Here is a 14,576-nt window from a genome sequence, read left to right on the forward strand (position 1 = left end):
GTACATGAATATAGAAAATACAGATTTGAAAAGCCTGATCGAGAAGGCGCTGGATATGCGGAACTACAGCTATGTTCCGTACTCCCATTTCCATGTGGGCGTTGCACTCCTCGCAAAAAACGGAAAGGTATACGGTGGCTGCAACATCGAAAACGCGAGCTATGGCGTATCGAACTGTGCCGAGCGTACGGCGCTCTTTCATGCCGTCAGCGAGGGCGTGAAGGAGTTTGACCGCATCGTCATCACCGGAGGACCGGAGGAGGGTGAGCTTCAGTTCTGCGCTCCGTGTGGCATCTGTCGGCAGGCACTGCGTGAGTTCTGTGATCCAAAGAGCTTCGAGATCATCCTCGCGAAGTCGACGGAGGACTACCGAAGCTACACGCTCGAGCAGTTGCTTCCAGAGAGCTTCGGACCTGAAAACCTGACAAACTAATATTTTGAACATCATCGAAATCGGATCTGAAAATCTGATGAGTGAATACTTTGAACAAAATCGAAAGGAGAATCACTATGTCTACACCTCACAACAAAGCAGCGCTTGGCGATATCGCGAAAACCGTTCTGATGCCGGGCGATCCGCTTCGCGCGAAGTTTATCGCAGAAACCTATCTCGAGAATCCGGTCTGCTTCAACACCGTTCGAAACATGCTGGGCTTCACCGGAACTTACAAGGGTAAGAAGATCACGGTGATGGGCAGTGGCATGGGCATGCCGTCCATCGGTATCTACTCCTACGAGCTGTTTCATACCTACGACGTCGATAACATCATCCGTATCGGCTCCGCGGGTGCCATCCAGCCAGAGGTCAATCTGAAGGATGTTATCATCGGCATGGGCGCCTGCACGGATTCGAACTATGGAAAGCAGTTCGAGCTTCCGGGCACCTTCTCTGCGATCGCAGATTACGGCCTCCTCAAGAAGGCAGTGGAAGCGGCAGAGAAGCTCGGGATCAATGTCAAGGTCGGGAACATCCTCTCTTCGGATATCTTCTACGATGCCCGTCCGGATGTGAATCAGCGCTGGGCACGTATGGGCATCATGGCCGCCGAGATGGAGGCCGCCGCACTCTATATGAACGCAGCGTATGCACATAAGCATGCACTCTGCCTGCTGACCGTTTCCGATCAGCTGCTTCGCGGCGAGTCCCTGAGCCCGGATGAGCGACAGGTCGGCTTTGACCAGATGATGCGTGTGGCACTGGAGCTCGCCTGAGCATCATCAGAATCGTGAAGGAAGATTTCCGGGTGTATGCCCGGAAATCGGTTTTTACACAGGAATCTGTGGTGAAGGATCCCGGGTGGGTGGGTCCGACGTAGAGCGGTCAGCATCGGCCCAGGATCGTAGAGGATAGAAATATGATTAATTATTCAAAAGATAAGACGATGTATCACATCGGTGTGGCACCGGGGCAGGTCGGACGGTACGTGATCCTGCCGGGCGACCCGAAGCGCTGTGAGAAGATCGCGAAGTATTTCGATGATCCGGTATTTGTAGCGGATCATCGGGAGTATGTGACCTATACGGGTACGCTGGACGGCGTTCCGGTTTCCGTGACCTCCACCGGTATCGGCGGGCCGTCGGCGTCGATTGCGGTCGAGGAGCTGCATATGTGCGGGGCGGACACCTTCATCCGTGTCGGTACAGCGGGCGGTATGGACCTCGATGTGCAGTCCGGCGATGTCGTGATCGCGAGTGGTGCGGTCCGTATGGAGGGCACCTCGAAGGAGTATGCGCCGATCGAGTGGCCGGCGGTATCCGATTTCGAGGTCGAGATGGCGCTGTACCAGGCAGCCGGAAATCTCGGACTGCGTCATCATGTGGGCGTGGTCGAGTGTAAGGATGCCTTTTATGGGCAGCATAAGCCGGAGGACCTGCCGGTGAGCTATGAGCTCCTCAATAAGTGGCAGGCCTGGCTGAAGCTCGGCTGCAAGGCGTCCGAGATGGAGTCAGCGGCACTCTTTACCGTGGCTTCCTACCTGCATGTGCGTGCAGGTGCGGTGCTCTTCATCATGTCGAACCAGGAGCGCGCGAAGAAGGGACTCAGTAACGAGATCGAGCATGACACCGATAAGGCGATCCGCACGGCGATCGAGGCGATTCGGATTCTGATCAAGAGAGATCAGCAGAAGGCGTGAGACGGGCACGACGTGGACAGGAAAATCTATGACGGTGAGCTTCAGTCGAACAGATATCTGGAAGGATCAGAAAAAGAATGAAAACAGTGAAGATTCCGGCAGCAGGTCCGGAGCGCGATGAATACTATATGAATCTGGCGATCCGGGAAGCCCGGAAGGCGCTGAAGCACGATGATGTACCCATTGGGTGCATCATCGTTTATGATGGGACGAATCCCGCGAGCAAGGCGGACCAGCATGCGGCCGCCCTCGGCATCGAGCCGGGCACCATCCTGGGGCGCGGCTATAACCGGCGAAACAAGGATCGGAGTGCACTGATGCATGCGGAGGTGATCGCCATCCGGCAGGCGTGCAGAGCACTCGAGGACTGGCGGGTCGAGGACTGTACGATGTATGTGACCCTCGAGCCCTGCCCGATGTGCGCCGGGGCGATCGTGCAGGCCCGTGTTCCGCGCGTCGTGATCGGATCCATGAACCCGAAGGCGGGCTGCTGCGGTTCCGTACTGGACATGCTGCATGAGAAGCGCTTCAATCACCGCTGTGAGGTCCGGACGGATGTAGAGAAGGATGCCTGTGCTGCCCTCATGAGTGATTTCTTCGCAGCGCTCCGGGAGCAGAAGCTGAAGAAGCTGGAAAACGAGCAGCAGGCGGACAGAAGCTGAGAATCGAGGATAACAGAGTGACAGAAGAAAAGCAGACAAGTGGATATGATGGAAGGATCGATGCTGGCGAGAATAAAGGTCGCTGCATCATCGTGGGGGCCGGCGATTTCTTCGGGATGCCGTTTCAGCCGGCGGAAGAGGACTACGTGATCGCAGCCGATGCGGGGTATGAGAATCTGAAGGCCGTAGGCATCGTCCCGGACCTCGTGGTGGGTGATTTCGACTCGATGGAGGTGGAGGGTGTGAAGGGCGTCACCGGACCGGTGAAGGACCTCGATATCTTCGCGGATGCGGAGAAGGCCGAGTATATCCACCATCTGCAGCGCATCGAGCTGGACGGCGTCGAGACGCGGGTCATCGATCCGATCAAAAACGACCCGGACATGCTGGCCTGCGTACGGATCGGTATGGAGCGAGGCTTTCGTTCCTTCCATCTCATCGGCGGCACGGGGAAGCGGATCGATCACTCCATCGCAAATCTGCAGGCCCTCGGCTTCCTCGCGCAGCAGGGGATGCATGGCTATCTCTATGGTGAGCATCAGCTGGTGCGTGCGATTCGGAACGAAAGCGTGTGTTTCCCGAAGGAAATGCAGGGTTACTTCTCGGCGCTCTCGCTGAGCGACGCGTGCCACGGTGTCACCGAGCGTGGTTTTAAGTACATCGTTACGGATGTGACCCTCAGTAACATGATGCCGACCGGACTCAGCAACGAATTCGTCGGTACAGAGGCGGAGATCTCCGTGAAAGACGGCACACTGCTGCTGATTTATGACTGGAAGTAAATCGATACTTGATTGAAGTTTTTTGCTTTGCTATAATTCCGATAGAAGTAAAGAGCTGGGACGTACGAGGCTGCACATATTGAACCTACAAATACGACCTACGGGGCTCCGATATCTGTATGCATAATATAACGCCTCCCTTCGGGCCGAGGACTATAGTGGCATACGTGAGGTTTCCCACCTAGCAAGAGAGCTAGGAGTCAAGCGTGTAGTACGGCGTTCTGGTGTTACTCCGAAAATCTTATGATTTGGACCGACAGGCAACATGCCTGTCGGTTTTTTTGTACATATCCATGAGAGGGCCGCGCGTAGCGCGGAGCGGCGCATGGATGCCCCGGGCGTCGAGACAAAGCTCCTAAGGTTTCCTTAGGAGGCCTTAGCGGCGAGCGTATTCAGAGCTTTGCGTTGGCAAAGCTACTTGACCCGTTTTGCCTCCCGTGAAATTTCTGTGAAACCATCGCATTTACATAGCCTTTTGTGTATCATAGATGTGTAGTATTGATTTCATTTGTTTTAATCTATTTTAGGAGTGCAGTCCGTTGAAGAGAGAACAGTGGGAGCAGCAGATTCGTTGGGGCATCACCGCCTTTCTGGTGATCGCGGCGAGCGTACTCGTGGCGACGATTCTGATAAATTTCGGAAAGATCCGTGCGTTTGGCGGCACGCTGGTGTCGATTCTGGCACCGATCATTTATGGTGCGGTGATCGCATACATTACCGCACCGATCTATAATCATGTCTATCACTTCGTCTACAATCTGCTGGGAGGACGAAAAGCTGCAGCCCCGTCACTGAAGGCAGCTTCGGCTTCGTCGTCAGCAGAAGCACCGACGGACACGAGCGAACCGGCGGATCCGGAGAAAGCCGGATCAACCCCCACAGCGGCAGCTTCGGATACTGCAGCTGCGCCAGGCAGAGAAACGGCGGCGAAGCCGACCACGAGTGCTGCACCTCGCATGATCGCACGTGCGGCAGGCACCCTGGTGGCGCTTCTGACCGTACTGGTACTGGCTGTCGGCCTCGTGTCGATGATCATCCCGCAGCTCTACAGCTCCGTCGCGAATCTGATCGCGACGCTGCCGCAGGATCTGTCGCAGACCTACCGGAACATCATGAACTACCTTCAGGATTATCCAGAGGTACGGGAAGCCGTGCAGCAGTACTACAACATCGCGTATGAGTACATCATGAATTTCCTGCAGAATCATCTGATGCCGAACATGCAGAGCATCGTGGCGTCGCTCGGTATCGGTATCTGGTCAGTGGTCAACTGGTTTAAGAACATCTTTATCGGCCTCATCGTGATGATCTACCTTCTGAACATCAAGGAGTCCATGCTGGGAGAATCCAGGAAGCTGACCTTCGCGCTGCTTCCGAAGAAGTGGGCAGAGCTTGTGGTGCAGGAGTTCGCCTACATCAACCGGGTCTTCGGCGGATTCATCGTCGGTAAGATCATCGACTCCCTCATCATCGGCTGGCTCTGCTTCTTCTGCCTGAGCTTTATGAAGATGCCGTACACGATGCTCGTTTCCGTCATCGTCGGCGTAACGAACGTGATTCCGTTCTTCGGTCCGTTCATCGGTGCGATCCCATCCTTCATCCTGATTCTGCTGACGAGCCCGATGCAGAGTGTATACTTTCTCATCTTCGTCCTGGTTCTGCAGCAGTTCGACGGCAATATCCTCGGCCCGCGCATCCTCGGCGACTCGACCGGTCTCAGCAGCTTCTGGGTACTGTTCTCGATCCTCCTGTTCGGCGGCCTCTTCGGCTTCGTCGGAATGATCGTCGCGGTCCCGATCTGGGCCGTCATCCTCAATTTCGTACAGCGCGTGAGCAGCCACCTGCTTCGGAAGAAGGGCCTCCCGACAGACGCTGCCGATTACATTTCCGGAGACGAGCTTACTCGATTTGAAAAATAGTCATAATCAGCTGACAGTGCCGCTTAGGTGCCTCGGAAGACCTGCAACAGAAGCCATACGTAGAGAACGTGTGAAATCAAGTCGGGTCCCCTTAGCGGCACTTGGTGTTATCTCTCCCTGGAACCCTCTAGCAACGCTGAGTTTTCATAAAGAAAACTCAGCGATTGCAGAGGGCCTAGTGCCGCTTAGGGTCCCCGGCTTAGATTGAACCGGTCTCGGAGTACTGTGCTTCTGTTGCAGGTCTTCTGAGGTAATTCGCTGAACTGTCGAAAAACCGTTTGCAAAACCGGTTAACTAGAGTATACTAGAGATGCTTGATGCAGATACAAAACACGTGGCGCACAGCCAGATACAGGAGGTTTTTATGGATATTCGTTACAGTGCAAACCAGAGAGATGTGAAGCGGTACACAACACAGGAGCTTCGGGATGAGTTCCTGATCACCGGTCTTTACAAGCCGGATGAGGTCGTTGCGGTATACTCACACGTTGACCGTATGGTGACCTTCGGATGTATGCCGGTACACGAGGTCGTTTCCCTCGATAAGGGCATCGACTGCTGGGCAAACTTCGGTACACACTACATCCTCGAGCGCCGCGAGATCGGTATCTTCAACATCGGCGATGGCGCTGGTAAGATCGTCGTTGATGGTACAGAGTACAAGCTCGGCTACAAGGACTGCCTCTACATCACGAAGGGTGCGAAGGAAGTGCTCTTCTCCTCTGACGACGCAGAGAAGCCGGCGAAGTTCTACATGGTTTCCGCACCGGCACACGTAAGCTACGAGACGAAGCTGATCACCATGGCCGAGGCAAATCATCGTCCATGTGGCGAGCCTGAGCTGGCCAATGCTCGTGTAATCAACCAGTTCATCCACCCGGATGTCCTCAAGACCGCACAGCTCAGCATGGGTATGACCGAGCTTCAGCCGGGTTCTGTATGGAACACGATGCCGTCACATACACATGAGCGTCGTATGGAGATCTATACCTACTTCGAGGTGCCGGAGGACCAGGTCGTATTCCATCTGATGGGTGAGCCGACCGAGACCAGACACATCGTGATGCATAACTATGATGCTGTGATTTCTCCGTCATGGTCTATCCACAGCGCTGCAGGTACACACAACTATACCTTCATCTGGGCGATGGGCGGCGAGAACCAGGAGTTCGATGATATGGATACCATCTATACTCCGGATCTCAGATAATTAGAGCATAAAAAATTGATATTTCCAGAGGTCCGTGGTACTATAAAGTTCTGTGTGGTCTACGGACCTTTTTGTGTGCCTGTGTATCCTGCGGGAGGACGGCCACAGATGAATTTATATAGAAAGAACCCGTGATGGGTGAGGAGAATTTATGGCAACATTACTTGAAAACTGGAGAACGAAGGCATACGGCGATGGTCTTTCCAAGGCCGAGCAGGAGACACTCTGGCAGGAGTATTTCGCTCTGGAGAAGGGCTTCTATGAGGAGGTTCTGAAGGATCCGAGCCACGTATATGAGGGCACGGTCAAGGAGCTTGCGGAGCACTTCGGCATCGACGTTTTCCACTTCACAGGTGTACTCGATGGTATCGATGATTCCTTAAAGGGCTATCACAACCCGATCGACACCATGGATGAGGATACACAGGTGAAGATCGAGATCGATCCGGAGACCCTGTACTACAACATGGTCGAGGCGAAGGCAAGCTGGCTCTACGGTCTTCCTGAGTGGGATGCGATCCTTTCCGAGGAGAAGCGTCACGAGCTCTACCGCAAGCAGAAGGCATCCAACACCATCCGTCGTGAAGGCAAGAAAATCTACCCGAACGACCTCTGCCCATGCGGATCCGGCAAGAAGTATAAGAAGTGCCACATGCGCATCGATCAGGAGAACGAGCTGAAGGCATTTGCTTCCGCGAACTGATCCCTGCCTGGGCAGGCACGCTGATGGAGACATTGGCGACGGCCTGTGGACGCTGTGTTTCTGACCCGAAGGCTATGTCCGAAAACGCAGATCGAGACGCGTGAACATTCGATTGACGCAGAATTTTGATTATGCTAAGATGAAATTCGTGCAGCGATAAGGCTGCAGATTTTATGGAGGTAGACACAATGAAGGGTACAGTTAAGTGGTTCAACAATCAGAAGGGCTACGGCTTCATCTCTGATGAGAATGGCAAGGACGTTTTCGTTCACTATTCAGGACTCGCTGGAGACGGTTTCAAGTCTCTCGATGAGGGCCAGAAGGTAGAGTTCGACGTTCAGGACGGCGCTAAGGGACCTCAGGCAGTCAACGTAGTAAAGCTTTAATTTTTTTCCAAGTACCTTAATTGTAAGCATATATCGTTACAAGAATAGTATTTTGAACTAAAAGAAGCAATGACGGTATCCATTTGGGTGCCGTCTTTTCTTTTGGCGAGATCTCCGTTATAATCGGCGGCATGAGCGTGGGGATTCGCCCCGAAAACATGCGAAAAGGGTGATTTATGAATGCACGAAAAACAAGTTTATATGGGATGCTGCTGGCGCTTGCGATGGTGCTGAGCTACGTTGAGGCCATGATCCCGATCAACATCGGCGTGCCGGGCGTGAAGCTGGGCCTTCCGAACATCGTGACGGTGATCGGCCTCTACTCGATCGGTGCGCTGCCGACGCTTGTGATCAGCTTCCTCCGCATCCTCCTCGTCAGCTTCATGTTCGGAAACACGATGACACTCGCGTACTCGATCTCCGGATTTGCGCTGAGTTTTCTGACCATGCTCCTGATGCGGAAGGCAGGTGGCTTTCACCGCACCGTCGTGAGCGTCAGTGGCGGTGTGATGCATAACGTTGGACAGCTGATGGCCGCTGTGGCGCTGCTGCACAGTCAGGTGCTGTTTTACTATCTGCCGGTGCTGATGGTGGCCGGGGTGATCGCCGGTGCGCTGATCGGACTCGTGGCCGGACTCATCACCGAGCGGATCCAGCTGTTTCTTCGGAACTCTTGAATATTATTTTAAAGCGTGGTAAAATAATCCGACAAACGTTTGTTTGCCGGATTATTTTTGAGGATATTTCTTATGGGTAAGAACTATATAAAAATTCGAGGTGCCAGTGAGCACAATCTGAAGCATGTGGATGTGGATATCCCGCGCGATGAGCTGGTCGTGATGACCGGTCTCTCCGGCTCCGGAAAGTCCTCCCTCGCCTTCGATACGATCTATGCAGAGGGACAGCGTCGGTATATGCAGTCCCTGTCATCCTATGCGCGTCAGTTTCTGGGCCAGATGGAGAAGCCGGCGGTGGACCTCATCGAGGGTCTCAGCCCGGCGATTTCGATCGATCAGAAGTCGACGAACCGGAATCCGCGTTCGACGGTCGGTACCGTCACGGAGATTTATGATTATATGCGTCTTCTGTACGCACGCGTCGGCACGCCGCACTGTCCGAAGTGCGGACGCGAGATCAAGCGCCAGACGGTGGATGAGATCGTGGATCAGCTGCTTCTGATGCCGGAGGGCACCCGGATTCAGCTGCTGGCACCGATTGTCCGCGGCAAGAAGGGCATGCATGAGAAGGTGCTCGACTCGGCCCGCCGCTCCGGCTATGTGCGTGTACGTGTGGACGGAAACATGTATGAGCTTTCGGAGGATATCAGCCTCGATAAGAACATCCGCCATACCATCGAGATCGTGGTCGATCGTCTCGTGATCCGCGAGGGAATCGAGGCACGTCTCACGGAGTCCATCGAACAGGTCATGGGCCTGACCGGCGGTCAGATGACCGTCGACGTGATCGGCGGTGAGCCGGTGAACTTCTCGACGAGCTTCGCCTGCCCGGACTGTGGCGTTTCCATCGACGAGATCGAGCCGCGCAGTTTCTCCTTTAACAACCCCTTCGGTGCCTGCCCGGAGTGCAGCGGGATCGGCTATAAGATGGAGTTTGATCTGGCACTGATGATTCCGGACGAGAGCCTGAGTCTGAACGAAGGAGCGATCACCGTTCCAGGCTGGATGAACTCGAAGGATGAGGGCAGCTTCACGCATGCGATGCTGGTGGCACTCAGTGAGGCCTATCATTTCAGCCTCGACACGCCATTTCAGGACTACCCGCCGGAGATCCGCTCGATCATCCTGGACGGCACGAAGGGCGAGAAGGTGACGGTCCGCTATGCGTCCCAGTTTGGAAAGGGAAATGTGCATCAGGTGGCCTTCGAGGGTCTGCTGGCCAATGTAAACCGCCGTTACCGTGAGTGCTTCTCCGAGCGTATGCGTGCGGACTATGAGCAGTACATGCGGATCACCCCATGTGCACTCTGCCATGGCGCACGTCTGAAGGCCTCGAGTCTCGCCGTAACGATCGCTGATCTCAATATCTACCAGGCGACGGAGCTCTCCATCGAGCACTTCTATCACTGGATCGAAGCGATCCAGCTGACCCCGATGCAGCATCAGATCGCGGATGAGGTCGTGAAGGAGATCCGGAGCCGCATTAAGTTCATGCTGGATGTCGGCCTCGATTACCTGACCCTGAGCCGGGCCGCCGGGACACTTTCCGGTGGTGAGGCGCAGCGTATCCGCCTCGCGACACAGATCGGCTCCGGTCTCGTCGGGGTCGCCTACATCCTCGATGAGCCGAGTATCGGCCTGCATCAGCGGGATAACGATCGTCTGATCGCGACGCTGAAGCACCTTCGTGACCTCGGGAATACCGTGATCGTCGTCGAGCATGATGAGGATACCATGCGTGCCGCCGACTACATCGTCGACATCGGACCGGGCGCCGGTTCGGAGGGTGGTGAGGTCGTCGCGACCGGTACGGCGGAGGAGATCATGCAGAATCCGCGCAGTATCACCGGAATGTACCTCAGCGGTAAGCTGAAGATCGAGGTGCCGAAGACGCGTCGGAAGCCGAACGGCTGGATCACTGTGAAGGGTGCCAGCGAGCATAATCTGAAAAACATCGATGTCCGCTTCCCGCTCGGTGTCTTCACCTGTGTAACCGGTGTATCCGGTTCCGGTAAGTCCTCGCTCGTGAATGAGATCCTTTATAAGACCCTGGCGAAGAAGCTGAATCGTGCACGGACGATTCCGGGCCGCTATAAGTCCATCGAGGGCGTGGAGCAGCTTGATAAGATCATCGCGATCGATCAGTCGCCGATCGGACGAACACCGCGCTCGAATCCGGCGACCTATACCGGCGTCTTCGATATGATCCGGGACCTCTTTGCGGGTACCCCGGATGCGAAGGCACGTGGCTACAGTAAGGGCCGCTTCTCCTTTAACGTACGCGGTGGACGCTGCGAGGCCTGCCAGGGGGATGGTATCGTGAAGATCGAGATGAACTTCCTGCCGGATGTATATGTGCCGTGTGAGGTATGTAACGGAAAGCGTTTCAACCGTGAAACCCTGGAGGTGAAGTATAAGGGGAAGAACATCTATGATATCCTCGAGATGACCGTCGAGGAGGCGCTGGATTTCTTTAAGAATGTGCCGAGCATCACCCGTAAGATTCAGACACTCTATGATGTCGGCCTCGGCTATGTGAAGCTGGGGCAGCCGAGCACCGAGCTTTCCGGTGGTGAGGCGCAGCGAATCAAGCTCGCGACTGAGCTCAGCCGTCGTCCGACCGGAAAGACCATCTATGTGCTGGATGAGCCGACCACCGGACTGCACTTCGCGGATGTGCATAAGCTCGTCGTCATGCTCGACCGTCTCGCGGAAAACGGGAACACCGTCATCGTCATCGAGCATAACCTCGATGTCATCAAGTGTGCGGACTATATCATCGATATCGGTCCGGAAGGCGGTGACCGTGGCGGTACAGTGATCGCAGAGGGTACACCGGAAGAGGTTTCGAAGGTGAAGGAATCCTACACGGGTCACTACATCCGACAGTACCTGAAAAAATAAAAAACCGGAGAATTCAGTTCTCCGGCTTTTTCTCCGCGACGGAGGTCTCCGCCCAGGGCTCGAAGTAAAGCCTACTGTTCTCGATTTTCTCTATCATGTCTTTTCCAGGTGCTTCGTCATAATGGGCATAGAGCTCGGAGCGTTTCAGCAGGGTACGAAAGCCCTCTACGAGCACTTCGACGGCCCGGTCGCGCTCAGACATGACCGGCATGGCCAGGTTCGCTGCGAAGAGTGTGTTGGCATCGACATTCAGCGCCCGAAGGAGACAGACCAGCTGGTCCTGATTCGGGTGCTTCGGCGTGTTCTGAAACCTGCTTTTATAGGCGGTTTCAAACTGCGAGATCATCGCGCTCGGAATACCGGTGATCGCCGAAAGATCATCCTGCGTCAGATCCGCTTCGAGGCGAAGCCGTTTCAGCGTCTGGCCGAAGATGCCCCAGTCGAAGTGATAATCCCGGTTGTTATAGATTGGATCCTCCGTATATACAGTATTTTTCTTATGCTTTGCACGAGGTGCAGTCTTTTTCATAGCCATAGCGTACAGTACTCCTTGCTTCGAGCAATCATGATGCTTTCTATCAGAATTTTATAAGCTGTGCTCGGATAAAGTAACTTGCTGAGCAGTATGGAACTATAGCTATGAAGTATAGTTCCCGCAAAAATTTCTATAGCAGACAGCAGAAGAAGACAGATTAACTTTGCATCGAAGTTATAGCATGGTGCCGTGATAAAGTTCAGTGCTCCTTAGAAAATCTTTCGATAACGGACAGAGGAGTGGATGAATGCTTTATTCAGGAAGCAAAAAAAGACTCGAAAACACGCATCGTAAAAAATCGTGTCCTCGAGTCTTTTTATGTAAACATAAAAATGCATATCCTGACCTTCTGATGAGTTCGGATATGCACTATTAAGTGGACCAGACGGGAGTCGAACCCGTGTCCGAAAATGAATTCCCTCTCCTTCTACTATCGTAGTACACTTTAAAGATTCCCCACCATCAAAGGATGTGCACGTCCTTTGGTGGCCGGTATTCTCTGGATACACCCGTTAAGAGGAGAAACTCTTAACGTCGTTTCTCACATAGATGAGGCCAGATTCTCGATGTGTGAGTGCATCGAGGCTGACCACACAGCACTTAGGCTGCGTATGCTAATTCGTTATTGTTAGCGTTTATATTTAGGTTTGAAGTTTAACGCGACTGTCTTTCGGATAGCTTCTAAAGCTGCATCATCCCCGTCGAAACCGGTACTAGCCCATATTCACTTATCAAAGTGCGTTGAGCAAAGGAAAACCGTAGTGACTTCCTTGCTTTCAAACACATTCTATCGAATTGTATCCGCTTTGTAAATAAACCGCTGGTTGATTTCACAGATATTTAACAGTTCAGCGTGTGGCTTCAGCGCATCGTGCAGAGCTGCTGGATCTCCGTTGGCCTGAATGTGATTATGAATAGTTCATATATTTCTGTGATGCTACACATAAAATTGAGTTATATCGACGAAAAGCAGCGAAAATTCGAAAACGCTTTCAGATTTCTGACATTTTTCTGTCGTACTGTGTTAAACTAGATTCTGTTCTTTTTTAAGGGGGTGACGAGTGCTGTTTTAATTGCCAAACTACCAGCACTGGTCAAATGTAACCTGTGGATGGCGCAGAATCAGCTCTGTGCCGTTTAAAACAAGGAGGCTATTTCGTATGGAAAAGTTTTTCAAGCTGAAAGAAAAAGGTACGGATGTACGTACCGAGATGATTGCCGGTATCACGACATTCATGACCATGGCCTATATTCTGGCCGTTAACCCGAGCATCCTCGGAGCCACTGGCATGGACTCCGGTGCGATCTTCACGGCGACAGCATTGGCTTCGGCGATCGCGTCGTTCTGCATGGCATTTCTCGCAAACCTTCCGTTTGTACTGTCAGCAGGTATGGGACTCAATGCGTACTTCGCGTACACCGTCGTTCTGGGCATGGGCTACTCCTGGGAGGTTGCGCTGACCGCTGTATTTGCAGAGGGTCTCGTCTTCATCCTTCTGTCACTGACGAACGTTCGTGAGGCGATCTTCAACGCGATTCCGCAGACACTGAAGTATGGTGTTTCCGTCGGTATCGGTCTGTTCATCTGCTTCATCGGTCTTCAGAACGCCCACATCGCAGTGGATTCTGCCACACTTGTGACCATCTTCAGCTTTTCACAGTCTGTAAAGGCTGGTACCTTTAACTCAGAGGGTATCACCGTACTGCTGGCACTGATCGGTATCATCATCACCGGCTACCTCGTGATCAAGGGTGTAAAGGGTAACATCCTGATCGGTATCTTCGTGACCTGGATCCTCGGTATTCTCTGCCAGCTGGCAGGCATCTACGTACCGAATCCGGATGCCGGCTTCTACAGCCTGATCCCGTCCGGTGTCGTTTCCATGCCGGCATCGATTGCACCGACCCTGTTCAAGTTTGATTTCTCCATCATCGCAGAGCATCCGCTTGACTTCTTCTCGGTACTGTTCGCATTCCTGTTCGTCGATATCTTCGATACACTCGGCACCCTGATCGGCTGTGCTTCCAAGGCAGACATGCTCGATGAGGATGGCAAGCTTCCGGAGATCAAGGGCGCACTGCTCGCAGACTCCATCGGTACCATGGTAGGTGCCTGCCTCGGTACTTCCACCATCACGACCTTCGTTGAGTCCAGCTCCGGTATCGCAGAGGGTGGCCGTTCCGGTCTCACCGCGGTCGTTTCTGGTCTCTTCTTCCTGCTTGCACTGTTCTTCTCCCCGATCTTCCTGGCGATCCCGAGCTTCGCGACCGCTCCGGCACTGGTCATCGTCGGATTCCTGATGATCCAGCAGGTCGTAAAGGTAGAGTGGGATGACCTTCTCGAGGCGATCCCGGCATACATCGCGATCTTCGCGATGCCGTTCCTGTACTCCATCTCCGAGGGTATCTCCCTGGGTATCATCTCTTATGTACTGCTTCACGTACTGTCCGGAAAGGGCAAGTCGGTTACACCGCTGATGTATGTACTGGCGATCCTCTTCGTACTGAAGTACGCTATGCTGTAAACCTTCGTTTTACCACCGCCGGGGCGGCTTGCCCCGGCGGTTTTTTGATGTTATAGTTACTATGTAAAAAACTGAACAAAGGAGGATAAGTATATGGACAGTTGTGATAGTGGAAGTCGAAGTACACACAATGATGGA

13 protein-coding genes and 1 other RNA gene are annotated in these 14,576 nt (G+C 53.6%); 12 read left to right on the forward strand and 2 right to left on the reverse strand.

Features of this window, described 5'->3' with window-relative positions; all coding sequences use genetic code 11:
• Positions 1-4: 4 nt before the first annotated feature.
• From ACTQ52_RS04915 to uvrA, 11 genes are all read left to right on the forward strand, one after another.
• Positions 5-433, forward strand: a complete 429-nt coding sequence (locus ACTQ52_RS04915; protein WP_441227230.1) for a cytidine deaminase — start codon at positions 5-7, stop codon at positions 431-433.
• Between the two features lie 77 nt (positions 434-510).
• The gene (deoD, locus tag ACTQ52_RS04920) at positions 511-1,212 is read left to right on the forward strand and encodes a purine-nucleoside phosphorylase (protein ID WP_441227229.1); all 702 of its coding nucleotides are present in this window, start codon (positions 511-513) and stop codon (positions 1,210-1,212) included.
• A 143-nt stretch (positions 1,213-1,355) separates the two neighbouring features.
• Complete coding sequence (gene udp, locus ACTQ52_RS04925; protein WP_441227228.1) at positions 1,356-2,135, forward strand: uridine phosphorylase; 780 nt, start codon at positions 1,356-1,358, stop codon at positions 2,133-2,135.
• Between the two features lie 77 nt (positions 2,136-2,212).
• Entirely contained in the window at positions 2,213-2,797 is a 585-nt protein-coding gene (locus ACTQ52_RS04930; RefSeq protein ID WP_441981945.1) for a nucleoside deaminase, read from the forward strand.
• A gap of 17 nt (positions 2,798-2,814) precedes the next feature.
• Positions 2,815-3,579 carry a thiamine diphosphokinase gene (locus ACTQ52_RS04935; protein ID WP_441981946.1) on the forward strand — a complete coding sequence of 255 codons (765 nt, stop codon included), beginning with the start codon at positions 2,815-2,817 and terminating at the stop codon, positions 3,577-3,579.
• Between the two features lie 539 nt (positions 3,580-4,118).
• Positions 4,119-5,498 carry an AI-2E family transporter gene (locus ACTQ52_RS04940; RefSeq protein ID WP_441981947.1) on the forward strand — a complete coding sequence of 460 codons (1,380 nt, stop codon included), beginning with the start codon at positions 4,119-4,121 and terminating at the stop codon, positions 5,496-5,498.
• 364 nt (positions 5,499-5,862) lie between these two features.
• Positions 5,863-6,708 carry a 5-dehydro-4-deoxy-D-glucuronate isomerase gene (gene kduI, locus ACTQ52_RS04945; protein WP_410042206.1) on the forward strand — a complete coding sequence of 282 codons (846 nt, stop codon included), beginning with the start codon at positions 5,863-5,865 and terminating at the stop codon, positions 6,706-6,708.
• Between the two features lie 151 nt (positions 6,709-6,859).
• The gene (locus tag ACTQ52_RS04950) at positions 6,860-7,411 is read left to right on the forward strand and encodes an SEC-C metal-binding domain-containing protein (RefSeq protein WP_441981948.1); all 552 of its coding nucleotides are present in this window, start codon (positions 6,860-6,862) and stop codon (positions 7,409-7,411) included.
• Positions 7,412-7,599: 188 nt separating this feature from the next.
• Complete coding sequence (locus tag ACTQ52_RS04955; protein ID WP_410042208.1) at positions 7,600-7,797, forward strand: cold-shock protein; 198 nt, start codon at positions 7,600-7,602, stop codon at positions 7,795-7,797.
• A gap of 176 nt (positions 7,798-7,973) precedes the next feature.
• Positions 7,974-8,474, forward strand: coding sequence for a Gx transporter family protein (locus ACTQ52_RS04960; RefSeq protein ID WP_441981949.1), 501 nt, complete (start codon positions 7,974-7,976; stop codon positions 8,472-8,474).
• A gap of 72 nt (positions 8,475-8,546) precedes the next feature.
• A complete protein-coding gene (uvrA, locus tag ACTQ52_RS04965; RefSeq protein ID WP_441981950.1) occupies positions 8,547-11,378 on the forward strand; it encodes an excinuclease ABC subunit UvrA in 2,832 nt (943 codons plus the stop codon).
• 13 nt (positions 11,379-11,391) lie between these two features.
• Here uvrA and ACTQ52_RS04970 read toward each other — a convergent pair whose 3' ends face one another.
• Complete coding sequence (locus ACTQ52_RS04970; protein ID WP_441227221.1) at positions 11,392-11,913, reverse strand: helix-turn-helix domain-containing protein; 522 nt, start codon at positions 11,911-11,913, stop codon at positions 11,392-11,394.
• 374 nt (positions 11,914-12,287) lie between these two features.
• Positions 12,288-12,633: a transfer-messenger RNA gene (gene ssrA / locus ACTQ52_RS04975) on the reverse strand.
• Between the two features lie 440 nt (positions 12,634-13,073).
• Between ssrA and ACTQ52_RS04980 the strand changes: the two genes are divergently transcribed.
• Positions 13,074-14,438, forward strand: coding sequence for an NCS2 family permease (locus ACTQ52_RS04980; protein ID WP_441227220.1), 1,365 nt, complete (start codon positions 13,074-13,076; stop codon positions 14,436-14,438).
• Positions 14,439-14,576: the final 138 nt, after the last annotated feature.

It is taken from the genome of Oribacterium sp. Sow4_G1_1 (genome assembly GCF_052116105.1).
In the GTDB taxonomy this organism is placed as follows: domain Bacteria; phylum Bacillota; class Clostridia; order Lachnospirales; family Lachnospiraceae; genus Oribacterium.

Excerpts from the sequence above, each read along its gene's own strand:
- ACTQ52_RS04980 (WP_441227220.1), top strand. The coding sequence starts at position 13,074 with ATGGAAAAGTTTTTCAAGCTGAAAGAAAAAGGTACGGATGTACGTACC.
- ACTQ52_RS04915 (WP_441227230.1), top strand. The coding sequence starts at position 5 with ATGAATATAGAAAATACAGATTTGAAAAGCCTGATCGAGAAGGCGCTG.
- ACTQ52_RS04955 (WP_410042208.1), top strand. The coding sequence starts at position 7,600 with ATGAAGGGTACAGTTAAGTGGTTCAACAATCAGAAGGGCTACGGCTTC.
- udp (WP_441227228.1), top strand. The coding sequence starts at position 1,356 with ATGATTAATTATTCAAAAGATAAGACGATGTATCACATCGGTGTGGCA.
- ACTQ52_RS04930 (WP_441981945.1), top strand. The coding sequence starts at position 2,213 with ATGAAAACAGTGAAGATTCCGGCAGCAGGTCCGGAGCGCGATGAATAC.
- ACTQ52_RS04960 (WP_441981949.1), top strand. The coding sequence starts at position 7,974 with ATGAATGCACGAAAAACAAGTTTATATGGGATGCTGCTGGCGCTTGCG.
- kduI (WP_410042206.1), top strand. The coding sequence starts at position 5,863 with ATGGATATTCGTTACAGTGCAAACCAGAGAGATGTGAAGCGGTACACA.
- deoD (WP_441227229.1), top strand. The coding sequence starts at position 511 with ATGTCTACACCTCACAACAAAGCAGCGCTTGGCGATATCGCGAAAACC.
- ACTQ52_RS04950 (WP_441981948.1), top strand. The coding sequence starts at position 6,860 with ATGGCAACATTACTTGAAAACTGGAGAACGAAGGCATACGGCGATGGT.
- ACTQ52_RS04970 (WP_441227221.1), bottom strand. The coding sequence starts at position 11,913 with ATGGCTATGAAAAAGACTGCACCTCGTGCAAAGCATAAGAAAAATACT.
- uvrA (WP_441981950.1), top strand. The coding sequence starts at position 8,547 with ATGGGTAAGAACTATATAAAAATTCGAGGTGCCAGTGAGCACAATCTG.